Consider the following 23,422-nt stretch of genomic DNA (forward strand, 5'->3'; position numbering starts at 1 on the left):
CATGACGCTCTGCTTGCGGGTGTTGCTGCTGTGCTGGCTGCTGCCGCTGGCAGCCCTGGCGCAGGAGCGGATCGAGGACTTCAGCGTGCGCCTGCAGATTGAGGAGGACGGCAGCCTGCTGGTGACCGAGCGTATTCGCGTGCGCGCTGCCGGGCAGGAGATCCGGCGCGGCATTTACCGTGATCTGCCGGTGCGCTACCAGTTGCCGAGCGGCCTGACGCAAAGCAGTCCGCTGAGCCTGCTGGAGATAACTCGCAACGGCAGCGAGGAGCCAGTGCGCAGCGAGCATAACGGTGCCTGGCAGCGCTTCTACATCGGTACGCCCGAGGTGTTGCTGGAGCCGGGCCGGCATACCTACGTGCTGCGCTATCGGGTGGAGCGTGCATTGTTGCATCACCCGGACTCCGACGAGCTGTACTGGAACGTTACCGGTAATGGCTGGGTGTTTCCCATTCGCCGCGCGATGGTAGAAGTACGCCTGCCGCAAGGAGGCCGAATCACCGACTGGGCCGCCTATACCGGTGCAGAGGGCGAGCAGGGCGAGGATTTCGAGTTGCTGGAGCAGGGCAACGATTACCTGCGCCTGGCAACGACCGGAACGTTGCCCGCCCATCATGGACTGACCGTCGCAGTGGGTTGGCCGGCGGGGTTGGTGCCGCGCCCGGATGTGAGGCAGGAGGCTGTCTGGTTGCTACACGACAACCTAGGGCTGGTGCTGGGGGCGCTGGCTTTGCTGGGGGTGTTGGCGTTCTATCTGCTGGCCTGGCGGCTGGTCGGCCGCGATCCGCAGAAGGGGCTGATCATCCCGTTGTTCCAAGGGCCGGAAGGAATGACACCGTTGCAGGCCGGCTACCTCTGGCATCGGGGGCTGCGTGGTGGCTTTGCGCCGTCGCGAGCATTCAGTGTGTGGCTGACAGACATGGCCATCCGCAGGCAATTGGCGCTGGAGGACAAATCTAAGGGCGGCTTTCTACTGTCGCGGCGCAGGTCGGCAGGCCAGCTGTCGGACGAGCTGGATCGTGAATTGTGCAGGCACCTGTTCGGCCAGAGCGGGGGCAGTGGCTCGCTGCATCTGGATCGGCGGTATGAGCCCCGCCTGGCGGCGGCACTGGGTGAACTGGCAAGCCGGCTGAAAGTGCAGGGGATGGTCTGGTTCAGCAACAATCGTGGGCTCTGGAGTCTTGGCCTGCTGCTGGCTGTGGCCGGCTGTACGGCGATGTTGCTGCTCGACAGCCATGGTGATGAGGAGATGGAATGGGTAGCCGGGCTGGCGCTCATTTTCGGCTTTGGTCTGCCTGCACTTCTGCTGCTGGGCCAGCTCCGCCACGAAGTCGGGCTGTGGCGCCGCATACGGCGTGGTGGGTTGGCGCTGCTGCTGACCGCTCCGGCACTGCTGGGAGTGCTGCTTCTGGGCCAGTCGCTGGCATTGCCGATGCTGATCTTGCTGATGCTGCACGGGGCAGTGGTGGTGCTGTTCTACTATCTGATGCCGGCTCCGACAGTGCAGGGACGGCGCCTGCTCGACGCGCTTGAGGGGTATTACAACTACCTGCAACTGGCCGAGCGCGATGTTCTGGCACTGGCGGATAAGGCGCCGGCCATGAGTATCGCCCTGTATGAGCGGCACCTGCCCTACGCCATGGCGCTGGGAGTGGAGGACAAGTGGAGCGCCCGTTTCGCTGCGGCGCTGGCCAGCGGGTTGATCGACCCGCAGCAGCGCGACTACCAGCCGGCCTGGTACCGTGGCCACGAGCGCTACAGTTCTCCGCAGGCACTGAGCAGCGCCTTGACTGCCGGCCTTGGCAGTGCCACAGCGCTGGCCTCGACGCCGCCATCAAGCAGCTCGTCCGGTGGTGGACTGTCTGGCGGTGGCTCCTCCGGTGGAGGTGGCGGCGGTGGCGGCGGTGGCGGCTGGTAGCGACTCAGTACCAGTTCCAATGGCTCTGCGCGGTGGCATCGTGAGCGTGCAGGCTTTCAGCATGCACAACCTGCAGGTGAAAAGCGCTAACCCGGGGAAAGTGAGCCAGGGCCTTATGCAGGCGCCGCGCGGCATCTTCGCAGAACATCAGGTTCTGGCCATTGGCCAGGGCGAAAGCCTGCTCATCGGCGCGCTTGACGGCTGTCTGCACCGGTGTCCCCAGCGCTTGCTCGGCCTGATCGATCAAGTCCAGCAGCGGTATTGCATGAACGTCAGCAGCAAGACGCAACTGCAGGGTGGCGGTGCTGCGCTGGCTGTGCGGTGTGGCGACTATGCCTTGCGATGAGCCCAGCCAGTCGAGCACTTCGAGGGACTCTGCCTGATGGCAGGGGAAGTCTTCGAGGAAGCGCTGCTGGATCAGTTGACGTGCCAGCGCGGCCGAGCAGGGGCAGGTGGAGGAATAGCTGATCTCCAACTGCAGCTCCACTTGCAGGCCGGCTTCGTCGAGCCGGGCACGAATTTCAAACGGGTAGGACTTCCAGCCGCTTAAAGGGCTGATCAGTGCCGCTCGCTGCAGGGGAACCTCGCCGCGCAGGCTCAGCGTTGTACGAGATGAAAGCCCGCGGTGGCTGGCCAGACAGTCCTCCAGCACCTGACGCAGAGCGTTCACTTCCACCTCCTGGTGCACCAGGCGCTGTACTGCCAGATAAAGCCGTGACATGTGAATGCCGCGAGCGTGGCTGTCATCAAGGTTTACGCCGATGTCGGCGTAGGCAGTCACGGCCTCTCCAGCCAACCTCACAGGCAGCGTAATACCGGTCATGCCAACCCATTCCAGTGGGTGAACATGCTGCGAAGTCTGGGACGCGATATCCGGCAGCGACAGGTCGTTCATTTCCCGATCCACGGTAACTTGCAATTGATATGTTATGTTATAACAAATAAAAATTGCCGTCTAATACCGACTTGCCTTCTTGAGGAATCTCCCATGACCCAGCGTCTACCCGTAACCGTGCTATCCGGCTTTCTCGGTGCCGGCAAGAGCACCCTGCTCAACCACGTACTGAAGAACCGCGAGGGCCGTCGTGTAGCGGTCATCGTTAACGACATGAGCGAGATCAATATTGACGCCAGCGAAGTGCAACGCGGTGTCAGCCTCAATCGCGCCGAGGAACGCCTGGTGGAAATGAGCAATGGCTGCATCTGCTGCACCCTGCGCGAGGATTTGCTGGAGGAGGTCAGTCGCCTGGCCCGGGAAGGTCGCTTCGACTACCTGCTGATCGAGTCCACCGGTATCAGCGAGCCATTGCCGGTGGCCGAGACGTTCACCTTCCGTGACGAGCAGGGACGAAGCCTGTCGGATTTGGCGCGGCTCGACACCATGGTCACGGTGGTCGACGGGGTGAACTTCCTGCGCGACTTTCATGCTGCCGACAGTCTGGCCAGCCGGGGGGAGACGCTGGGCGAGGAAGACGAGCGCTCGATCACGGACCTGTTGATCGAGCAGGTGGAGTTCGCCGATGTAATTCTGGTGAGCAAGATCGATCTGATCAGCCAGGCCGAGCGTGAGGAGCTGATTGCCGTGCTGCGTCGGCTCAATCCTCAGGCCGATGTGCAGGGAATGAGCATGGGCCGGGTTGATTTGGCGAGCATCCTTGATACCGGCCGCTTCGACTTCGAGCGTGCCGCACAGGCACCCGGCTGGCTCAAGGAGCTGCGTGGCGAGCATGTGCCGGAAACCGAGGAATATGGCATCGCTTCAAGTGCCTATCGCGCACGCCGGCCCTTTCATCCGCAACGTTTCCACGACTTCCTTGCTCGGCCTTGGCAGAACGGCCGCTTGCTGCGTTCCAAAGGTTTCTTCTGGCTGGCCAGCAAATACCGTGAGGCCGGTAGCTGGTCGCAGGCTGGCGGCCTGATGCGCTATGGGGTGGCCGGGCGCTGGTGGCGCTTTGTACCGCGCGAACAATGGCCGCAGGACGAAGAGGGATTGCAGGCAATCATGAAACATTGGGATATCGACGTAGGCGATTGTCGCCAGGAGCTGGTATTCATCGGCCAGAACATCGATTTCGACCGCCTGCGGCAAGAGTTGGATGCCTGCTTGCTGAGTGCGGCCGAGATGATGGAAGGCCCGGAAGGCTGGAAGAAACTTCACGACCCCTTCGGTAACTGGCAGCAGGAGGTCGCCTGATGTTCGCGCTGCAACTGCCGCAGCTGACCCGGCAGGTGTTGGGTACGGATCTCCCGGTGCTTGGCGAGGTGCTGCGCGATGGTGTCAATCTGGCCGTCTGGCAGCGTAGCCTGCCGCTGCACATTGCTGATTTCGCCTCGGCGCTTCTGGCCCAGGGTGAACCCCTGGCGCAATCCATGACCCTGGAGCTGCCGCGAGAGGATAGTGAGCCTAATCTGACCGGACTGCTGGAGCAGTATGCTGATCTGCCGGGACAGAACGCCTTCCTTGCCGACGTGGCCTGGCTGGTGCGCATCTTTGCCTGTCTGCTTGACGCCCGCACTGTAGGCTTGCGTCTGCGGGCCCTGGACAAGGCTATGTGCCCACGCTTCCACGTGGATCAGGTGCCACTGCGGCTGATCACTAGTTACGCCGGAGCCGGCAGCGAATGGCTGGAGGCCGCCGCTATGCCGCGCCAGTGGCCTGGTCAGGCCGCTCTCGACGAGCCGGACGAGCGGCTGATTCGGCGTCTGCAGGCCGGCGATGTGGCGCTGGCCAAGGGCGAAAAGTGGCAGGGCAATGAGGGGCGCGGGTTGATTCACCGCTCGCCACAACCCCCGGCCGGACAGCGGCGTCTGTTGCTGACGTTGGACTGGCTGGCCTGAAAGGCTGTCGGTTCAGGGCGTGACCCACTGGCCCCGGTACTGACTGGCGCAGGCCGGTGCCAGAAACAGGGCATCGCTGGCCACACCGTAGTAGTGGATATCCTGTCGGTACAGCTCGCCGCCGCCCTGAGCGTTGCGGCAGATGCCGTAGGCTCCGGGCGGGCACTGTTCAAGAAACTCCACTTCCACCGTCTGGCCCTGCAGCTGCGGCTGGCAGAAACCGTCGAGAAACAGCGAAGCAGGGATGCTGCGGTTCTCCTGACAGAGCTTCACATCCAGGCGCTCGGCCTGGCTGTGCACCACGCAGGCTTCGCCCAGGGCCAGGCCTGGTAACAGGCTGAACAGCAGAAGATAGACGCGCATCGGTATGACTCCGGAAAACCGCCGGTGACTCTAGCATGCAGTCAGAATCACGTCTGTGCTGGCAGTTGCAGCGCAAAACATCGACCATAGGTTTCATGCTCAGCCAAATTCCCACGCATCTCATCGCTGGCCCGCTGGGAGCCGGCAAGACCAGCCTGATCCGTCATCTGCTGGCACAGAAGCCCGCGCAGCAGCGCTGGGCGGTTCTGATCAACGAATTCGGCTCGGTTGGTCTGGACGCCGCTTTGCTGGAGCAGGGCGACGACGATATCGCCCTGGCCGAAGTGGCTGGCGGCTGTCTGTGCTGCGTCAACGGTCTGCCGTTCCAGGTTGCGCTCGCCCGCCTGTTGCGCCGCGCCCGGCCACAGCGGTTGTTGATCGAGCCTTCTGGCCTGGGCCATCCGCAGCAGTTGCTGGAACAGTTGCGTCAATCGCCATGGCTGGGCGTGTTGGCTGTGCAGCCGCCAGTGATGGTGCTGGATGCCGCTGCGCTGGCCGCGGGCCAGCCATTGCCGGCCGTGCAGCGACAGGCGCTGGAGCAGGCCGGGCTCGTATTGCTGAACAAAAGTGAGGGGTTGGACGAAGTCGCGCGCCGGCGGATTGCTGCCGGCTTGCCGGATTTGCCGCTGCTCTGGAGCGAGCAGGGGCGGCTCGATCTGGCAACGTTGCCGCAGCCTGTGCTGCCAGGTGGTGGGCCTGTGGCAGCACGCAGCGTTTTACCGGATGCCGCGCCACCGCTCGCGCGGCTCTGGCGCACGCCGAGCGAGCCGATCTGTCAGGTGCAGGCGCAGGCCGAGGGTTGGAGTATTGGCTGGCGCTGGCACCCGAGTCAGAGCTTCGATCTTGGCAAGGTCAGTCAGTGGCTGCAGGGTTTGAGCTGGAGTCGGGCCAAGGCAGTGTTGCATGGTACCGCAGGCTGGCGCTCGGCCAATGCACTGGCCGGCTGTTCTCTGCAGTGGCAAGACAGCGCCTGGCGCCGGGACTCGCGGCTGGAGCTGATCTTTGCCAGCGCGCAGGAGGTTTCCTTGCTGACTGCCGGGTTCTGCGCCTGCCGGATCGAGCCGGAGCCCTGATACACTCGCCGCGCTCCTGACGCTGCGGATCTTCCTTCCATGCAACTGCTGCCCTGGTCCTTCGCCACCTCAGCCGGATTTACCCTGCGCGGCTGGCATACCCCGCCCTCTGGCCGACCGCTGCTGCACTTCCTGCACGGCAACGGCTACTGTGGACGGGTCTACACGCCCATGCTGGCGCTGCTGGCCGAGGATTTCGACCTCTGGCTGAGTGATGTGCAGGGGCATGGGGACAGCGACCATGGTGGCCGCTTCCACGGCTGGAACCGCAGTGCCGAGCTGGCTGTGGAGGCGTTCGATGCGTTGCGCCAACCCTTCGGTGAAGTGCCTCGCTTTGCCCTTGGCCACAGCTTTGGCGGGGTGCTCACCAGCCTGATTCTGGCGCGCAGGCACGAACTGTTCGAACGAGCCGTGCTGCTCGACCCGGTGCTGTTCAGCCCGGCGATGATCGGTGTCATGGCCTTGTCCGACGTGGTCGGTCTGGCGCAGCGCAGCGGACTGGCAAAGCGGGCGCGCAAACGTCGCCGGCATTGGCCGGATCGGGCCGCTGCCCATGCCGCGCTACATGGCCGGGGTATGTTCCGGGGTTGGGACGAGACCGCTTTCGACGCCTATATCGAGCACGCCCTGCGCGATGTGCCGGACGGTGTCGAACTCAAGTGCCGGCCCAGCCGCGAGGCCGAGATATTTGGTTCCTTCCCGCGTCGCCTGTGGCCGTCGCTGGCGCGGGTCACGACTCGAACCGAAGTGATCCATGGCACGCATACCTACCCCTTCGTCGCTCGTTCGGTAGCCCGCTGGTGCGCCGGCAATCCGCATATCCGCACCCAGATAGTACCGGGCGGACATTGCTTTATGCAGGAATGGCCAGCGGATACGGCAGAGCGAGTCAGCAACTTCCTACTGCAGCGCAGCTAGCGCTGCTGGTTTTTCTGAGCTGCCTGTGCGGCAGTGAAGTTTCGCCGGGCCGCTTCGCGGGCGACCACGATTTTCTGAGCTGCCTGTGCGGCAGTGAAGCAATTGGTCAGCGGCTCGTCCGCGAGCGGCGTTTTCTGAGCTGCCTGTGCGGCAGTGAAGTAAAGCCTTAAGCTCAGCAAGACGGGCGTCCATTTCTGAGCTGCCTGTGCGGCAGTGAAGAATCTGCCACGATTAACCGCCCAGCTCGATTATTTCTGAGCTGCCTGTGCGGCAGTGAAGCGAGGCGGCTGTATACGTTCAGGCGTGTCGCGTTTCTGAGCTGCCTGTGCGGCAGTGAAGGAGCCGGTTCGCGCTGGCAGCCTGATCGACTTTTTCTGAGCTGCCTGTGCGGCAGTGAAGACCGCCGTCTCGAAGGCGTTCAACACCGGCAATTTCTGAGCTGCCTGTGCGGCAGTGAAGTCCGCGGCATCAACCTGGAGTAAAAGGGTAATTTTCTGAGCTGCCTGTGCGGCAGTGAAGGCGCCGTGGCCGGTCTATCTGGCTCTGGCGATTTTCTGAGCTGCCTGTGCGGCAGTGAAGGATGATCGAGGAAGAGGCCGGCATAGACGCACTTTCTGAGCTGCCTGTGCGGCAGTGAAGTTCCATCAATCGATGGCTCAACGGTATTGGTTTTTCTGAGCTGCCTGTGCGGCAGTGAAGCCCGCCTTTCACCTGGCGCTGCGCTTCCTCCATTTCTGAGCTGCCTGTGCGGCAGTGAAGTTCAAACTGGATATTGAGGCGGTCGATCTCAGTTTCTGAGCTGCCTGTGCGGCAGTGAAGATAGTCGGTATGGGATTCCATACCAATTTGGGTTTCTGAGCTGCCTGTGCGGCAGTGAAGAAGAGCTTAACACCCTCCAGGCCTGCGCAGTAAAAGGCCTGGAGGGTGTTGGTGCGTCCAATACCCTATTTTTTAGCCGCTTTGTAACTCATTGATTTTTAAAGAGCTAAATTTACGGCTGAAAAAAGGGTCAGAACCAGGGCACGCTGGCGGTACTGCTTAGGCCGTAGCGGTTGAAGGTTCCGGGTTGTGGGCTGTCGAGCAGTGGCCCGTGGCGGATAAAGAGGTTAAAGCGCTCCCCCGAGCTGTTGCTGCGTATGGCCACATAGGGCAGGTTGCAGCGTTTGCCGGCGCTGTCCGGGATGCGCTGGCGGGCTTCCTCAAGGCTAATGCCGTGGCGCTTGATCAGGCGCCGGCGGGCGCGCTCGGGGTTGCTGTCGACCTGTACGCGGCTGACCAGGCGATGCTTTGCCCCAGCCGGTACCTGTGCCAGCTCTCCGGTATGCAGGTGGTCGCGCATGCCGCTCAGCCAGTTAAGTGCCAGCAGTTTATCCAGTGCCTCGGCGCTGCCGTGCAGGCGCAGACAATCGCCCAGGCCATGCCCGCCTGATTCGACGGCAGGGAAGCTGACGCCAATATCGTTGCGGCCCAGATCGCATAGACCCCGATGGAGTTTGCTGAACAGCGCACTCATCAACTGAGTGGCGGCAAACTCCGGGTCGGGCAGCAGTTTTAGGTCAAGGTAGTAATCCATGGCTTAGCCCTTGTCGGAGTCGCCAAACACACCGCCACGAATCAGCGTGGCCATAACAAAGTGCTGCTGCTCGGTGGCTGGCGCCTTGTCTTTCAGTACCCAGTTATCCAGCAGGTTGTAGAAGTCCATTTTCTGCTTGGGCTGGCGATAGGCTTTGCCTTGTGTGGTGACGGAGCCGTAGGGCTCGATGGCAATAGGGCCGTTGATTTCGGCGCCTTCGTACCAGGTGTCGATGCTGCGCAAAGCGTTGCCGATTTTTTGCGAGTGAATGCCGGCGACTTCGTTAACTTTATAAAGAGTTTTGCTCTTTTCGCCCCGGCCACGGTCAAGGATCAGCTCTTGGGACGGGAAGACCTCCTGCCCATTTCCCATACGGACAAAAGCCGTCACTTGCAGCAGCACATGATGTTCGCCGGCCAGCCCGGAGGCGATCAGGGCGCTAAGTTGTGCGAGATTGTCAGCCTGCTGGTGATCGGCGGGTTTGTCGAAGTTGCGCAGGGAAAAGGCGAAGGCATCGAAGGTCCACTGCTTCTGTGCCTTCCCGTCTACCAGGTGGCTAACCTGCACTTCAACCTGCTCCGCACCGATGCGGTTACGCCACAGGAAGCGGCCGTTGGCCAGGTTATGGGCGTAGCGGCGAGCCAGTTCAGTAAAACCGTGGCTGTCTACGTAGCCTTTTACCGTGGCCAGCAGTTTGTCGCGGTAGGCCGCCTCGTTGCAGGCGGAGGGTTCCCCGGTGCCGGCCAGCACACGCAGGGTGAACTGAACCTTGAGGGTGTCTGCATCAGCAGGCAGGGCGGCAACGTCTACGGTTTGCAGGTTGGGGTTTTCGATGGCGGCATCGAGCTTGGCTGGATCCTGATCCTTGGTTTTCAGGCGGTTGGAAATGGTGCCGCGGACAGACTTCTCGCGCACGGCAATCGGGCTCCAGTCCGCACTGTTGTCGCGCGTGGTCCAGTTGCCGGCGTAGAGCAGGGCGTCGGAGGGGTCCAGCTTGCGCTCAAAAGCCAGTACGGATGCGGTTTTCAGGGCTGCGTTGCTCATCGTTAATATCCTTATCAGTGATTAGTCGAGTTCAATAACCGGCGCTGACCGGTAGTCATTGCGGCAGCGATAGAGGCCGCTTTCGGGTTGGCTGTCGGTGTACCACAGCAGTTGTTGCGGAGCGTTCAGACGGTGCGGGCTGATCCATTCGCCGATGCCGTAGAGGCTTTCGACGAAACAGAACGGCACGCTGCGGTCACGTACATTGGTCACGCTACCTGCGGCGTGCAGCTCGCCAAGAGCGCCGTAGCCGACCGGGATGGGGACGATCCAGCCAAGGCCTTTGCGGTCATGTTGCCAGGCCTCTTTACCCTCATCGTCGGCTTGCCATTGCCAGTTGATACGCGCCAGTGACAGCCAGGCATCCAAGCGGGTGGCCTGCGGTTGGCTGGCTTGCAGCGCTTGATGGCGTTGTTCCAGCAAATCCTCGCGCTCAACCAGGGCAAAACCCGGCAGCAGGCGTAGTTTGAGTTTGCGAAAGAGTTCATCACGGCCTTCTTCATCTCCCGTCATAGACATGACATAGGGACGTTGACGTGCGGATGGCAATGCCGCTTCAAGCACGCTGCCGCCGGCAATGCGCATTTGGCTGAGCAGCTCGCGTACCTGTCTGGCGATATCCACCGCTGTTTGCGGGTTTTCCAGCGCCTGGCTTTGCACGGCAAAAATCAGGCTGATATCCAGGTGGATGCGGCCCTCCTCAACAATGGCCAGGGTGCTGCCGTCTTTGTCGACCGGGTTGCGGGTCAGGCGAAACGCGCTGACGAAGTCGCTATCGGTAATTTGCTCTTCAAAGTCGTGAGCCACCACGCCAACGGCGTTAAAGCGCAGATCCAGCCCGGCGGCCCGGGCCTTGCGCTCCAGCGCCCACATCAGCCCGGTAAAGGCGGTGATGGAGGGAAACCCGTGGGTCAGCGGGCTGGAAATGGCATTGGCGTTTTGTACCCGCAGGCGGGGGATCACCAGCAGGTGTTCAAAGTAGGGGCACTCAGCCATGCTGCACCTCCGCCTCAGGGTTTGCACTGGGCACACGCCGGCGCTGCATGGTCGCTGGCCACTGCGCGTCAATCAGTGCCTGGCGCGCCCAATGTGCGTGTTCGGCATCACCTACCGGCAGGTCATGGCTGCGCAAAATGGCGTTAAGCCAATTGCCGAAGGCATGGGCGACCTGATCGGGCCAATCCTTCTGTTCATAGGCGACTGAGAAGGCCCGGTCTTCTTCCAGGTGGCTCACCCGTGGCGGCAGCGTGGCACGCTCGGGATCCAGCCAGAGTTTTTCGTACTCGGGCAGGCGGCAGTCCGGGTCGCGGCTCCAGCCAGGTTGAAGCTGGGCATGCAGGGTGGCGCCGAATGCGGCCAGTGATTCGCCCAAGGCCCGCTCAATACGCTTGCGCTTATGGCGGGTTTCTAGGGTCGCGGAGGGATTGCTTTTCAGCAGCGCGATCAAGGCCTGAAGCAACTCCGGCACCTCTTCAAAGCGGGCGAAGCGCGGCAATGTTGAGTCAATAAACAGCAAGTGACGCGGGCGGTTGTGCTGCCAGGATGGCGGCAGTGAGGCCAGCAGGTAGTTGACCCCGCCACGCTCACTGTTGAGTTGGCTGATGTTTTGCGGCTTGGTGCCACCGAGCTTACGCACGACTAAGTCGCGGTAATCGCGGTAGGTGTCGTCGTGGCTTTTTTTGTCGCGTTTGGCCTGGCGCGCCAGCTTGTTGCGCTCACCAAAACGCGCCTCGTTAATTTCCTGATGCACCGTATGGGCCAGGCTGCTGGCGAACATCGGTTGCAGCAGGTGATAGCCGCTATCGTCTGCGGGTTCACCGCTGACGCACCAGTAGAGTTGTTTGGCCAGGGTATGAGAGGCCGGTTTATCGCTGCTGCGTAGCAGCCCTTTGAATGCGCTGGCCCATTGCTTGGCAATTTCGCTGTCGGGATGCAAGGCGGCCAGCAGGTCGCTATCGTCGGCCTGGAGCCAATCCAGCAAACGGCGGCCTTCCACCTCGATTTTCAGAAATTTGTACACGTCCAGCGCAGCGGCGTTGCCAACGATGTCGTCATCGTAGTGCTCGCCCAGCAAGTGACTGCCAATTTCGCTGTGTGTGGGCAAGCCCTGTGGCCGGATGTACAGGCTGCTACCCCGTGCATCCGGGTGGGTGGCTTTGAGCACATGGGTCACAGCCTGGATTTGCGACACCCGCCGCGCGGCGTCGGCCAGCCAGGTTGAGTAGTCGTATTTGGCAGCGGCCTCTACCGCCGCATCTTCCTTCAAGCCCTTTAGCTTGGTCTCGCGCCTTTCATCAATGAAGGCGGAGATGGCGTTTAGGAATGCTGTTTTGCGTTCATGTCCCATCGCATCCTCCCATGGCTTAACTCCTGTTTGCCGAGCAGATCATTGGTACAGATCCTTTGGCTTAGTGCTTTCTTCTTCCAAACCCCAACATCGGGTGATAGCGCCAGCCTTGCGTATAGTTCGGCACGCTGACGGTGGTGAAACGTTCGGCGCAGTGTTGCAGTGACAGGCCTTGCGCTTCGGCCTGTTCATTGAGCAGTTTCAGCAGGTCGTGCTGCTCCCAAAAGCTGATGCCAGGACCAAGATTCGGCTGCAGGTAGACGACCTGGCTTTCCGCGCGGGTGTAGATCGCGCGCTGTTTGCCTTTGGCCGCTTGATGAATGCGGTGAACGATCAGTTGTTCGCCGTCATCGTCCGGCAGGAACAGCAGGTCTTCCTCAAAACCCGGATCGTCCCGGAACGGCTGCTGCTGCGGCAGTGCCCAGGTCAGTGCGGCATCAGGAAATTGCCAGGCGCAGGCGGCGTCCAGCTCCAGGCCGGCGGGTTTTACCCCGCGTTGCGCACGGGGAGCAGCGTTGCGCGGCTTGGGCAGCATTTGTTCGGCCAGGCGGGCATGTTCCAGATCGACCAGGCTGGTTTTCGGTTGCCACTGCGGCATGGGCCTTGGCTGGATGCGCGGGGTCGCGGTAATGATCTGGTATTCGTCGGGTTGCAGCAGATTGCCCAGGCGGCGTTTGACCAGCCGGAAGGGGCTGTCAATGCGTCGGCTGTCGCTTTCAAAGCCCGGATGGATAAACGCGGCCAGGGGATAACCCTGATCCCCTTTGTCCGGCGAGAAATACTTCAGGTTGGTCTCGAAAATCAGAATATTGGGCGTCTGGCAGGGCCGATTGCGGTGGCGCTGCACGCGTCCGGCCAATTGGATCAGCGAGCGCATGGACGAAGGCTCGACCACCGCCCAGTCGTAATCGTGGTCGCGGCCCACTTCGGTCACCGGCGAGCCGAGCACCACGAACAACTGATTGGCCTCTGGGTGCTGGTCGATGGCAGCGCGGACGCTGGCGTGCTCATAAGTAGCTTCGGCGTTGCGCCGGTTCAGGCAGGTGTCCAGTTGATGCTCAATGGCCGAGCGCAGCAGCAGTGGGAAGCGTGAGTGATAGACGCACAGGTGGATGCGGTAGCCATCCGGTGCACCGAGGCGCAGCAGCTCCAGCGCAACGTCGAACAGCGGGCCGATATTGGCCATGCGCACCAGGCCGAAACTGACTCGCTTGCCGCTGTGAGGGCAGGTTTCGTGGTGACGCTTGTGGGCCTGAATGATCGCTTTTTGCACCTCGCCGGCAAAGGCGCTGCGCACCGCGTCTTCCTGTTTGGCGCTGATCTCCAGCGGCAGCAGTTCGGCGCGGCGCCTGGCGCCCTCTTGTTCAGTGACCTGCGCCAGTGATTGCACGCGGCGTTGTACAAATTGTTGGTGGGCGCTGTTGAACTGCTGGGCATCGCTGCAGGTGGCCTGTTGCGGGGCGAACTCATCCAGCCACAGGCAGGCAATCTGTAGGGCGCTGTCCTGCCCGCCATGTTGCCCGCGATTGCGCTGGTACTGTTGCCGACCGGCGCGGTAGGCCTGAAACATGCCATCGACCAGTGCTGGCGGCAGCGTGGCCGAGGACAGCAGCACGCGGCTGCCGAGCAGGCCTGCCCAGTGCACCAGACGGGTAAGAGCGGGAAGATCGGCCAGGTCGAAGTCGTCCAGTTCATCCAACACCAGATCGCTGCTCATCAGGCGCAGCATGGGGGCGATTTGCCGTCCGGCGCGCTGGGCTTCGGTGGCGGGCATCAGGTGGTCGATGGTGCAGACCAGCATGGGCGCCGACAGCAGCGAGCGAATGCGCTCATCGTGCATGGCTTTGGCCAGTAGCGGGTGATCGGCGTGCTGGCCTTCGTAGAGCACGTGGCTGTCTTCTTCGAGCAGCGCCTGGATCGACTCCGAGCCAGTGTTGTGGGCTTGCTCCTGGTAGTACTCAAACAGGCGGCGGCTGGCCGAGCCGCCCACGCGGATGGCCAGCTCGTCGTCGCTCAAATGCAGGTCTTCGCGGTAGCTGCGTCCAGTTTGCAGGGTGAGGGTGCGCAGGCCCAGGGCGAAGGTGGCGCGCATGCCCTGCTGCGGATCGGCCAGAGCATAGAGCACACGTGCGTTGGCCAGCGTCTTGCCACAGCCGGTTGAGGCCATGTTGATGATAAATGCGCCGTGTTCGGCGGCCTGTTCACGCAGGGTTGTGGCGGCATCAAAGGCTCTGTCTTGCCAGCGGAAGCGTTCGCTGGCGCTGCGTTTCTTTAAACCGCGATGGCGCGCCAGGCGCGGCAGGTAACGTTCAAAGCCGGGCAGGCTGTGGCAGATGCTGCCCGCCATACGGGCGACGCCCAGCAGGTGCTCGTCCAGCGGCTGCTTCAGTTTCCCGTCGCGGTCGGTATTGGCGTAAAGCCTGCAGGCACTGTCGCCCTTGATGCGCTGTGTCGAATCGGCAGGCAGGCTGGAATAGTGATGGTCAGCCAGCATCAGGCACAGGCGCGCCAGGTGCATCACGTATGGGTTGCCCAGCCAGCTTTGCCGGTCAGCTCTGCTGTTGAGTGCCAACAGGCGAGTGGCCAGTTTGGCGGCCTGGGTACGCCATTTGGGCAGCACCACGGGTAACTCGTCGGCAAACTGCCAATAAGGGCTGATGGCTTCTGGCTCGGCACTTTGGCGCTGTTCGTTCCAGTCGTGCTCCACCATTTGCAGCAGGTTCGCCAGTTGACTGGCATTGAAGGTTTTGGACTTTTGTCCAAACCAGCTCTTGCCATCCTCCGCTGTGGTGCAGGGCAGTACTGGCAGCCGGTGATGGGTGACGACCAGCCAGGCGATGGCTGCAGCCAGTGGCGGCAAGTCTTTAAAGGGCGCTGGAGCCTGTGGGTCTAATCCGTCGCGCCAGTAACGTTCGGGGGCCAGCCAGTGGGTGTCGTCCAGGTTGTCGGGATTGGCCATGCGTTGCAGCCAGGTGACGTCATCATCCGGGCCGACAAAAGCAAGAAACAGGCGCAGCGATACCCATTCGTGGCGATACAGGTTTCTTTCCCGGTGGTTATCACGCAGGCGTTGCTGGAAGGCGACGCTGGCTTTGCCCAGGTCGTGCAATAGCGCCGCCATCTGCGCCAGCAGCTTGATGTCCTCGCCGCTGTGCCAGTCATTCTCGTCATCCTTGCGCAGCACGTCACGGCGGCTGGTATTGGTCGGCACGGCGCCCTGCTCGTTGAAGCGGCTGGCATCGCCGACGATCCACAGCAGCTCGCTATGGTCTTTGCCGCGAATCCAGTGGCAGGCCACGGCGGTGTTCTTACGGGCGGTTTTACGCAACAGTTTGCGCAGAGTATCCAGGCCCGCTTGGGTGATGGGGGTTTGCCAGGTGCGCTCGCCACGGCGCTCGGCGAATTGATCGAGGATGCGGCGGGTTTCGGTCAGTGCGCGTTTTTCGCACTGGGAGATCAGCAGGATGTTCATGCGTCCGTGTGCTCGGCCACGTCCTTGAGGGTGTCGATCATAAAATCCAGTGACCCGCTGCGGGTCAGGTTATCGATACAGGCCTGACGAAATTCTTGCTCCTCATCGCCACGCACCGCCGATATAAACGCCTGCGGCAGAATGGTGGCGTCCTTGACCAAATCGGCCACGTCAAACACCAGCCCACCGCGCCGGGTTTTGCCGTGCAGCACGGCCAGACCGTGGGGATGCCCAGCACCCAGGTAGCGCTGGCCGCCAGGCCGTAGGCCAGATAATTGCCGTGGTCGAGAAAACGGTTGGCCGGGTCGCCGCCAGTACCGTTTTTGGCGCGTACAAAGTCACCGTAACCGGTTGCCCGTGCCGCCAAGGCAAAGAGTTGTTTACTTAGGCGTGCCTCTTCGGTGAGCAGATGGGCGTTGTCGGGCACGCTGTCGATGGTCGTCAGGGAGGCGTCCAGGGCTTTTTCCAGCTCAGGCGCATTGATTTCGAAGCCCGCGTCGCGCAGGGCCCTGTTTTGCCAGCTTTGACGGATGCGCTGTAGACGAGCGCGTTGGAAATGCTTGGCTGCCGTCAGCCTGTGGGCGTCATCGAACCAGAACTTTACCCAACGCTGCAGGTACTCAGTTGGGCGGTACTCACTCTGCGGGGAAAACCAGGCGACTTCCACGCTCACTTCATTGGCTGAAAACAGAGGCGTGCCCCCGCCACCGCAGAACCCGACCAGCACGCCGGCCTTGGCCAGCTCGCGCATGGCCGCTTGGGTAATCGAGGTGCCAGTACCGAGCAGGATTGTGGTGGTATTGGCGATGGGGATATTCCAGTACAGCGACTGTTTTCCTGCATCGGTGACGTACTCGACTCGCCCGCCATTGACCAGCACCCGGCAGTGCTGCAGATAGTACAGATTGGCGCGCTTGGAGTGGAGAATGGTCTTGAGATCAGAAGGGCTGATGTCGTCCATGAGTGACTCCTGATACCGCCGCGAAAGGCTAGGCAACCCATTGGCACATTGCCATCTTTTGCTTGCGGCAGTCCAGTGCCCAAGCGCGTCGCAGGGGTCGGAGTTGGCTGCGAAGCCCAGTAGCAGACCAGCGTGAGATGCCACCTAGGCCCCAGCTTCGGACTTTCAGATTGATGTCTCTATCGAGACATCAGGAGCGTTTATTGTCGGAAACTATGCTGCCGTCTTTCACTCCATCTCGAACAGCCCATCACGCAGCTTTGCCCCGGCAAGGCGTTGGCGGATGTCGTCGTCGATGCGCGGATCGTCCGGGGCGTAGAGCATCAGCTGGCGGTAGGCGTTGACCCGGTTGATCTCGCTGCCCAGGTAGTGCCAGACCACACGGGTGCAGGCCGGGGTTCTCCGGTCGCCGCTGGATACGCCGGTTTTGATACCGTTGAGTCGGTTGATGCGGCTTTTGAAGCTGGGAATCAGAATGGTGTGGCTGATCTCGTTGCCGGTCAGGCTTTCGTAGTCCGTGAGGAAAATCCGATCCTGCAGGAGGAAAGCGGCGCCCAGATAGCGGCAGCGTACCCAGTCTTCGCTGTCACCGCGGGTACGCTCCTGGCGTTCCTGACGTTCCTGGCGCTCGAACAGGTAGGCACCGCGCTCCAGGCGCAGGTGCACCAGTGACAGCAGGACGTGCCCGGGAACCGACATGCAGTTGGCGTATTCAAAATAGTAGCCACAGTAACGATCCAGCGAACTGGCCTGGCGGCGTAGCGGTGAGAACAGTTCCAGCAGCGGGTCGCCATCGGCTGGCAGAGTGCCGCCGTCGCGAACGCCGATCAGGCGGGCGAACTGCTCGCTCGGCATCTCCAGTTCGTATGGCTCGACGCCAAAGAAGTCGCAGATACGCTTGAGGTTATGGGCGGTGGGGCGACTTTGCCCGGCGAGGTAGCGATTGAACTGGGCGCGGTTGAGCGCCAGCTTGCGGCATACCTCGGCAATCGAGCGATAGTGGCTGCACAGCAGTTTCAGGTTGCTGCCGAACTGATTCGACATGGAGGATCCGAAGATGATGCGAGTGTCGCGATTGTAGCATCAAGTCGCATCAACTCTACACGATCAGCGAAATTGCCCGGCGAGGCCTGATCGCCAAACATGCGCCGGCTGCCCAGTGGGCCGCGTTCCGATTTCAAGAACAAGAGAGATAGCCACTCATGCTCGACCTTCTTAACGACCTCATCTGGAGCAAGCTGCTGATCGTGATGCTGATCGGCCTTGGCCTGTATTTCACTCTCGCGTCGCGTTTCGTCCAGTTTCGTTACTTCGGCAGCATGTTCCGCATCTTCGGCGAGGCATTGCAGCGTAAGGCCGGCCAGCTCAGTTCGTTCCAGGCCCTGATGCTGTCGGTGGCCGGCCGTGTCGGCGCTGGCAACATCGCCGGGGTCTCTGTGGCAATCATGCTCGGTGGCCCGGGTGCGGTATTCTGGATGTGGGTGGTTGCGCTGGTCGGCATGGCTACCAGCTACTTCGAGTGTTCGCTGGCGCAGCTGTACAAGCGCCGTGAGAGCGACGGCACCTATCGCGGCGGCCCTGCGTTCTACATTCAGCACGGCTTGGGCCAGCGCTGGCTGGGTATTCTGGTATCGATCCTGCTGCTGGTGACCTTCGGCTTCGGCTTCAATGCGGTGCAGTCCTTCACCGTGGCCAGCTCGCTGCACGACACCTTCGGCCTGCCGACTCTGGCCAGTGGCGTGGCGCTGGCAGTAATCATGGGCTTGATCATCTTCGGTGGCGTACGCCGCATCGCCAGCATTGCTGATGTGCTGGTACCGGTCATGGCCTTCTCCTACATCGGCATGGCACTGGTGGTGATCGGCCTGAACCTGCCGGAAGTGCCGGCTACTCTGGTGCTGATCGTCAAGAGCGCGTTCGGCCTGGAGCCGGCTTTCGCCGGTGGTATTGGCGCGGCCATTCTGATGGGCGTCAAGCGCGGGCTGTTCTCCAACGAGGCTGGCCTGGGCAGCGCGCCCAACGTAGCAGCAGTGGCAGAGGTGAAGCACCCGGCCGCTCAGGGCATCGTGCAGTCGCTGAGCGTGTTTATCGACACCCTGCTGGTATGTACCAGCACCGCGCTGATCATCCTGCTCTCGGGCATCTATCAGCCGGGCAGTGAAATGGCCGGTGTGGTTCTGACCCAGACCGCTCTGGCTGCCGTTGTTGGCGAGTGGGGCCGGGTGTTCGTCAGCCTCGCCCTGCTGCTGTTCGTTTTCACTACGCTGATCTACAACTACTACCTCGGTGAGAACGCCCTGGGCTTCTTCACCAGCAAGCGTTTGCCGGTCATGCTCTATCGCGCTCTCGTGGTATGCCTGGTGCTGTGGGGCTCGGTGCAGGATCTGGGCACGGTGTTCGCTTTCGCCGACGTGACCATGGGCTTGCTGGCCATTTGCAACTTGATCGCCGTGGCTCTGTTGTTCAAAGTTGGCCTGCGCCTGATGCGCGACTACGACAACCAGATCCGTGCCGGCGTGCAGTCTCCGGTATTCGATCCCCGACAGTTCTCCGATCTGGATCTCGATCCGGCTGCCTGGCAGGCCCCTGCAGCAGGTGTGCGTGCCGATCACGAAATAATCGCCGAGCGCCATCAGCGCTGATTGCATCCTGGCAGGACGAAGGGGGCTCAGGCCCCCTTTTTCCTGCCGGCCTTTGCCGAGGAGAGCCCATGGCAACCCCTGAAAACCTGCTGGTGTTGTACACCGGCGGCACTATTGGCATGCAGATGACTTCTTCCGGGCTGGCACCAGCCTCCGGTTTTGAGGCGCGCATGCGTGATCAGGCGCTGGCAGAGAAGCGGCAGGATCTGCCTTCCTGGCAGTTCCGCGAGCTACTGCCGTTGATCGACAGTGCCAACATGACCCCCGCTCACTGGCTGGCTCTGCGTGATGCGGTGGTGCAGGCAGTGGAGAGCGGCGGTCATGATGCCGTGCTGATACTGCATGGCACCGATACCCTGGCCTACAGTGCTGCAGCGCTGAGCTTCCTGCTGCTCGGACTGCAGGTGCCGGTAGTCTTGACCGGTGCCATGCAGCCGGCCGGCGTGCCGGGCGGCGATGCCTGGCCCAATCTGTTCGGAGCGTTGCACGCTCTGGGTGCCGGCGTAGCGCCCGGCGTTTACCTGTATTTCAACGGTCAGCTGTTGCACGGCGCGCGCTGTTCCAAGCTGCGTAGCGATGCCTTTGACGCCTTCCAGGTGCTGGCACGCCAGCGTCGCGCCGAGCATGTCGCCTTCGATGCGCGGATCGACTACCGCTGTATGCGCAATATGGTGAACCTGGCTGTGGTGCCGCTGCATCCGGCGCTGCAAGCGGATCATCTGCGTGCTCTGTTGGTCAGCAGTGTGCAGGGTATTCTGCTGGAGTGTTATGGCAGCGGCACCGGACCGGCCGGTGATGCCGGGTTGATGGCGGCACTGCGTGAGGCCCATTCCCGGGGCGTGGTGCTGGCAGCGATCAGCCAGTGCCAGCAGGGGCATGTAGAGTTCGGCGTCTATGCAGCCGGCAGCCGTCTGGCCGAGGCTGGTCTGATTTCCTGTGGCGGCATGACCCGCGAGGCGGCTCTGGGTAAACTGTTCGCGCTGATCGGCGCAGGGTTGGCGCAGGATGAGGTGGAGTATTGGCTGGCGCGCGATCTGTGTGGTGAGATGAGCGACTGAGCAATCCGCCGAGAGGGAACCACCGTATGAGTGTTTCAATCCGTCCCGTGGAGGCAGCCGATCATGCTGTCTGGCTGCCTCTGTGGCAGGGCTATCAGCGTTTCTACATGACCGAAATCCCGGCCGAGGCCAGCACTGTCACCTGGCAGCGCTTTCTGGATCCGAACGAGCCCATGGGGGCCGCGCTGGCCTGGCGTGACGGGCAGGCCATCGGTCTGGTGCATTGGGTCATCCACCGCTCCACCTGGACAGTCGGCGACTACTGCTACCTGCAGGATCTGTTCGTTGCCAAGGGGCAGCGCAGTGGCGGCGTCGGCCGCCAGCTTATCCAGTTTGTTATCGAGCAGGCGCGTGCCGCCGGCTGTGCTCGGGTGAACTGGCTGACCCATGAGAGCAACAGTCAGGCGATGCTGTTGTACGACCGCATCGGCGAGCGCTCCGGCTTCGTCCAGTACCGCAAGCTGTTGTAGCCGGCCTCAGAACACGGACCAGCCGATGCGCTGGCTGAGCAGCTCCAGCGCCGCCATGCCGGCCAGCGAGTTGCCGGCGGCGTTGAGTTCGGGCGACCAGACGCAGACGCTGAAGCGTCCCGGAACCACTGCGACGATACCACCGCCCACGCCGCTCTTGCCCGGCAGACCGACCCGGTAGGCGAAGTTGCCGGCTTCGTCATACAGGCCGCTGGTGGCCATGATGGCGTTGATCTGCTTGCACTGGCGCGGCGAGAGAATCTGTTCGCCGCTGTGCTTGCAGAACCCCTCGTTGGCCAGGAAGCCGAAGGCGCGGGCCAGATCCACGCAGCTCATGCGCAGCGCGCAGCAACTGAAGTAGCTGCGCAGCACAGCTTCCACCTCGTTGTGGAAGTTGCCGAACGACTGCATCAGGTAGGCCGCTGCCGCATTGCGGGCCCGATGCTGGTATTCCGATTCGGCGACATGGTTGTCTACCACCACTTCCGGATTGCCCGAAAGACGCCGGACGAAGTCGCGCATCGACAGTACCGGTGCGACGAAGCGTGACTGGTTGATGTCGCAGATCACCAGTGCTCCGGCATTGATGAACGGGTTGCGCGGGATGCCTCGTTCGAACTCCAGCTGCACCAGCGAGTTGAACGGCTGGCCGGACGGTTCATGGCCGAGGCGCTGCCAGATTGATTCGCCGCTGTGGCTGATGGCCTGCACCAGGCTGAACACTTTGGAGATGCTTTGGATGGAAAAAGGCGTGCGGGCGTCGCCGGCCGTGTGCAACTGGCCATCGTTGCCATATACGGCGATACCCAATTGATTTGGTTCCACACCGGCCAGCGCCGGGATGTAGTCGGCCACTTTGCCCCGGCCGATCAGTGGGCGGACTTCATCGAGGATTTCGCTCAGCAGTTCTTGCATGGTCAGCTCACGGATACGTCGGGCCATGGCCCGTCAGGTCGAAGGTAGACGCCGGTGGGCATGCTGGAATCACAGCCACTTCTTGCCCTGTGGGGGTCCAAGCCCCTAGGCTCCGTCTCTTCCCATCGCCAGCGTGAACCGATGTCCTCCGTTCTCAACGTCCTGCTGCCCATCTTTGGCCTGATCCTGGTTGGCTACCTGTGCCGGCGTACCAATCGCCTGGGGTCTGCCGCTGCCTCGGAGATGAACCGTTTCGTGGTCTGGCTAGGGCTGCCGGCGCTGCTGTTCAGCCTCACTGCCAAGGCGCAGTGGGCGCAGATCTGGCAGCCGGGTTTTCTGCTGGCCTTCACCGGCGGGATGCTGGCGGTGTTTCTGGCCACCCTGCTGTATCGCTGGAAAAGCACCGGCAGTCTGGTCGATGCCAGCATCGACGGGCTCAGTGCCGGCTACGCCAATACCGGTTACATTGGCATTCCGCTGTGCGTGCTGGTGCTCGGGCAGGATGGCATGGCGCCGGCGCTGATCGCCTCGCTGATGGTGGTCTGCGTGCTGTTCGGCCTGGCGGTGGTATGCATCGAGGTGGGCCTGCAGAGCAACAAGGGTCTGGGCGCCGCGATCGTTCAGGTGGTCACAGCGCTCCTGAAGAATCCGCTGGTGGTAGCACCCTTGCTTGGTGCAGCGTGGGGGGCGGGCGGTATACCGCTGCCTGCGGCGCTGGATGAATTCCTGCGTCTGCTTGGCGGCGCCACCGTGCCCTGTGCGCTGGTCTCGCTGGGCCTGTTCCTGGCCCAGCGCCAGAGCGGGCCGAGCCAGGGCGCCGGGCCGCTGGTGCTGCTCAAGCTGGTGCTGCAGCCGTTGGTGACCTGGTTCATCGCCTTCGTGCTGCTCGACCTGCCGCCGTTCTGGGCGCACGCCGCGCTGCTGCTCAGCGCGCTGCCGACCGGCACCGGACCGTTCATGCTCGCCGAGTATTACCAGCGCCAGGCGGCACTGGTCTCGCGGACCATCCTGTTCTCCACGCTCGGTTCACTGTTGACGCTTTCGCTTATCCTGCTGCTGATCACGCCCTGAGCTGCAGCTCCAGTCCCAACTGTCGCGACAGGCAGGGCCAGCGCTGCCAGGCCGAGCAGGTTGCCGGCGCTGCCAGGCGCTCACGGTAGGCCTGCACCGAGGGTTGCTCGAAGCTGGCCTCATCGAGCATCCCGGCCAGGGCGTGTTGCACGGCTTCGTCGAGCTGGTTGGCGAATGGCTCTCCGATCAACTGATGAGCAATGAGGTTGGCGCGGGTGGTGTCCAGCGGGATCAGCGGCTGGCCGAAGTGGGTGATGTAGCGGTCGTTGACCTCCTCGACCAGGCGATGGGCCAGATAGGCTTCGTCGAGCAGGCCTTCGAGCCCCTCATGCCCATCCAGCAATAGTGGCGGCTGCAGGAAGAATTGTTCGGCAATCTTCAGCACCGGTTTGACTGCGTCTTCGATGCCGGCCTCGCGGGCCACGCTGGCAGCCGCGTCGAGCACGTCCGGCACTTCCTCGATATAGGTGATGACAAAGCTGCTCAGCGCGCCGGGGGCATCGTCCGCCGGAAGGTGGATGGCTGGGTGCAGGCGCTCGAGCTGTGCTTTCAGGAAGTGCTCAAGAGCCTGGTCGGTGCTCTCGTGCTGACGGGCCTTATCGATTATCTGGCGAAGGGCGGTGGTGTTCATGACAACTCCTACAATTCAGGACATGGACGAGAACCTTAGCCGGCGTTCTGGTCAGGCTAAGACGCGATTTTCATAACCTTTTCGTACTTATGCGAGCTCGCTATATCAGAAGCCGGAGCCCTAGGTTC

Annotated in this window: 20 protein-coding genes and 1 CRISPR repeat array; of the genes, 9 read left to right on the top strand and 11 right to left on the bottom strand. The window is 62.2% G+C overall.

The features are described 5' to 3' along the window. Position 1: 1 nt before the first annotated feature. Complete coding sequence (locus NCCP436_RS00905; RefSeq protein WP_220801911.1) at positions 2-1,918, top strand: DUF2207 domain-containing protein; 1,917 nt, start codon at positions 2-4, stop codon at positions 1,916-1,918. 4 nt (positions 1,919-1,922) lie between these two features. Here the strand turns inward: NCCP436_RS00905 and folE2 are convergent, their stop codons facing one another. After that, positions 1,923-2,813, bottom strand: a complete 891-nt coding sequence (gene folE2, locus NCCP436_RS00910; protein WP_220801912.1) for a GTP cyclohydrolase FolE2 — start codon at positions 2,811-2,813, stop codon at positions 1,923-1,925. A 93-nt stretch (positions 2,814-2,906) separates the two neighbouring features. Between folE2 and zigA the strand changes: the two genes are divergently transcribed. Beyond that, entirely contained in the window at positions 2,907-4,112 is a 1,206-nt protein-coding gene (gene zigA, locus NCCP436_RS00915; protein WP_220801913.1) for a zinc metallochaperone GTPase ZigA, read from the top strand. Further along, entirely contained in the window at positions 4,112-4,756 is a 645-nt protein-coding gene (locus NCCP436_RS00920; protein WP_220801914.1) for a DUF1826 domain-containing protein, read from the top strand. The genes zigA and NCCP436_RS00920 overlap by 1 nt, the downstream gene beginning before the upstream one ends. Positions 4,757-4,768: 12 nt before the next feature. Here NCCP436_RS00920 and NCCP436_RS00925 read toward each other — a convergent pair whose 3' ends face one another. Then, the gene (locus NCCP436_RS00925) at positions 4,769-5,119 is read right to left on the bottom strand and encodes an NADH:ubiquinone oxidoreductase (RefSeq protein ID WP_220801915.1); all 351 of its coding nucleotides are present in this window, start codon (positions 5,117-5,119) and stop codon (positions 4,769-4,771) included. A 95-nt stretch (positions 5,120-5,214) separates the two neighbouring features. On the opposite strand from NCCP436_RS00925, the gene NCCP436_RS00930 reads away from it, so the two are divergent. Further along, the gene (locus NCCP436_RS00930; protein ID WP_220802124.1) at positions 5,215-6,192 is read left to right on the top strand and encodes a GTP-binding protein; all 978 of its coding nucleotides are present in this window, start codon (positions 5,215-5,217) and stop codon (positions 6,190-6,192) included. Between the two features lie 39 nt (positions 6,193-6,231). Then, positions 6,232-7,110, top strand: a complete 879-nt coding sequence (locus NCCP436_RS00935; RefSeq protein WP_220801916.1) for an alpha/beta fold hydrolase — start codon at positions 6,232-6,234, stop codon at positions 7,108-7,110. Between the two features lie 11 nt (positions 7,111-7,121). Then, positions 7,122-7,989: a CRISPR direct-repeat array (repeat unit 28 nt; unit sequence TTTCTGAGCTGCCTGTGCGGCAGTGAAG). Positions 7,990-8,119: 130 nt separating this feature from the next. Here the strand turns inward: NCCP436_RS00935 and cas6f are convergent. From cas6f to NCCP436_RS00970, 7 genes are all read right to left on the bottom strand, one after another. Beyond that, complete coding sequence (gene cas6f / locus NCCP436_RS00940; RefSeq protein ID WP_220801917.1) at positions 8,120-8,683, bottom strand: type I-F CRISPR-associated endoribonuclease Cas6/Csy4; 564 nt, start codon at positions 8,681-8,683, stop codon at positions 8,120-8,122. A gap of 3 nt (positions 8,684-8,686) precedes the next feature. Beyond that, positions 8,687-9,727: a type I-F CRISPR-associated protein Csy3 gene (gene csy3, locus NCCP436_RS00945; RefSeq protein ID WP_220801918.1), complete on the bottom strand. Its 1,041-nt coding sequence runs from the start codon at positions 9,725-9,727 to the stop codon at positions 8,687-8,689. Positions 9,728-9,748: 21 nt separating this feature from the next. Beyond that, on the bottom strand, positions 9,749-10,723 hold the full coding sequence (gene csy2 / locus NCCP436_RS00950) for a type I-F CRISPR-associated protein Csy2 (protein WP_220801919.1): 975 nt from the start codon (positions 10,721-10,723) through the stop codon (positions 9,749-9,751). Then, the gene (gene csy1 / locus NCCP436_RS00955; protein WP_220801920.1) at positions 10,716-12,074 is read right to left on the bottom strand and encodes a type I-F CRISPR-associated protein Csy1; all 1,359 of its coding nucleotides are present in this window, start codon (positions 12,072-12,074) and stop codon (positions 10,716-10,718) included. The genes csy2 and csy1 overlap by 8 nt, the downstream gene beginning before the upstream one ends. 61 nt (positions 12,075-12,135) lie before the next feature. After that, entirely contained in the window at positions 12,136-15,546 is a 3,411-nt protein-coding gene (gene cas3f, locus NCCP436_RS00960) for a type I-F CRISPR-associated helicase Cas3f (RefSeq protein WP_220801921.1), read from the bottom strand. A gap of 64 nt (positions 15,547-15,610) precedes the next feature. Continuing rightward, positions 15,611-16,507, bottom strand: a complete 897-nt coding sequence (cas1f, locus tag NCCP436_RS00965) for a type I-F CRISPR-associated endonuclease Cas1f (protein WP_259651425.1) — start codon at positions 16,505-16,507, stop codon at positions 15,611-15,613. Positions 16,508-16,735: 228 nt separating this feature from the next. After that, positions 16,736-17,551 (bottom strand): helix-turn-helix transcriptional regulator, encoded by an 816-nt coding sequence (locus NCCP436_RS00970; protein WP_220801922.1) that lies wholly within the window; start codon positions 17,549-17,551, stop codon positions 16,736-16,738. Positions 17,552-17,709: 158 nt separating this feature from the next. On the opposite strand from NCCP436_RS00970, the gene NCCP436_RS00975 reads away from it, so the two are divergent. The 3 genes from NCCP436_RS00975 (at position 17,710) to NCCP436_RS00985 (ending at position 20,677) form a co-directional block, all read left to right on the top strand. Next, positions 17,710-19,149, top strand: a complete 1,440-nt coding sequence (locus NCCP436_RS00975) for a sodium:alanine symporter family protein (protein WP_220801923.1) — start codon at positions 17,710-17,712, stop codon at positions 19,147-19,149. 68 nt (positions 19,150-19,217) lie between these two features. Then, positions 19,218-20,207, top strand: coding sequence for an asparaginase (locus NCCP436_RS00980; protein ID WP_220801924.1), 990 nt, complete (start codon positions 19,218-19,220; stop codon positions 20,205-20,207). Between the two features lie 26 nt (positions 20,208-20,233). Further along, on the top strand, positions 20,234-20,677 hold the full coding sequence (locus NCCP436_RS00985) for a GNAT family N-acetyltransferase (RefSeq protein ID WP_220801925.1): 444 nt from the start codon (positions 20,234-20,236) through the stop codon (positions 20,675-20,677). Positions 20,678-20,683: 6 nt separating this feature from the next. Here NCCP436_RS00985 and glsB read toward each other — a convergent pair whose 3' ends face one another. Beyond that, positions 20,684-21,592, bottom strand: a complete 909-nt coding sequence (glsB, locus tag NCCP436_RS00990) for a glutaminase B (protein ID WP_220802125.1) — start codon at positions 21,590-21,592, stop codon at positions 20,684-20,686. Positions 21,593-21,733: 141 nt separating this feature from the next. Between glsB and NCCP436_RS00995 the strand changes: the two genes are divergently transcribed. Beyond that, on the top strand, positions 21,734-22,663 hold the full coding sequence (locus tag NCCP436_RS00995; protein ID WP_220801926.1) for an AEC family transporter: 930 nt from the start codon (positions 21,734-21,736) through the stop codon (positions 22,661-22,663). On the opposite strand, the gene NCCP436_RS01000 is transcribed toward NCCP436_RS00995, so the two are convergent. Further along, complete coding sequence (locus NCCP436_RS01000; RefSeq protein ID WP_220801927.1) at positions 22,653-23,294, bottom strand: hypothetical protein; 642 nt, start codon at positions 23,292-23,294, stop codon at positions 22,653-22,655. The two genes, NCCP436_RS00995 and NCCP436_RS01000, sit on opposite strands and share 11 nt — an antisense overlap. Positions 23,295-23,422 lie beyond the last annotated feature (128 nt).

This window comes from Pseudomonas sp. NCCP-436, from assembly GCF_019656335.1.
GTDB lineage: Bacteria > Pseudomonadota > Gammaproteobacteria > Pseudomonadales > Pseudomonadaceae > Aquipseudomonas.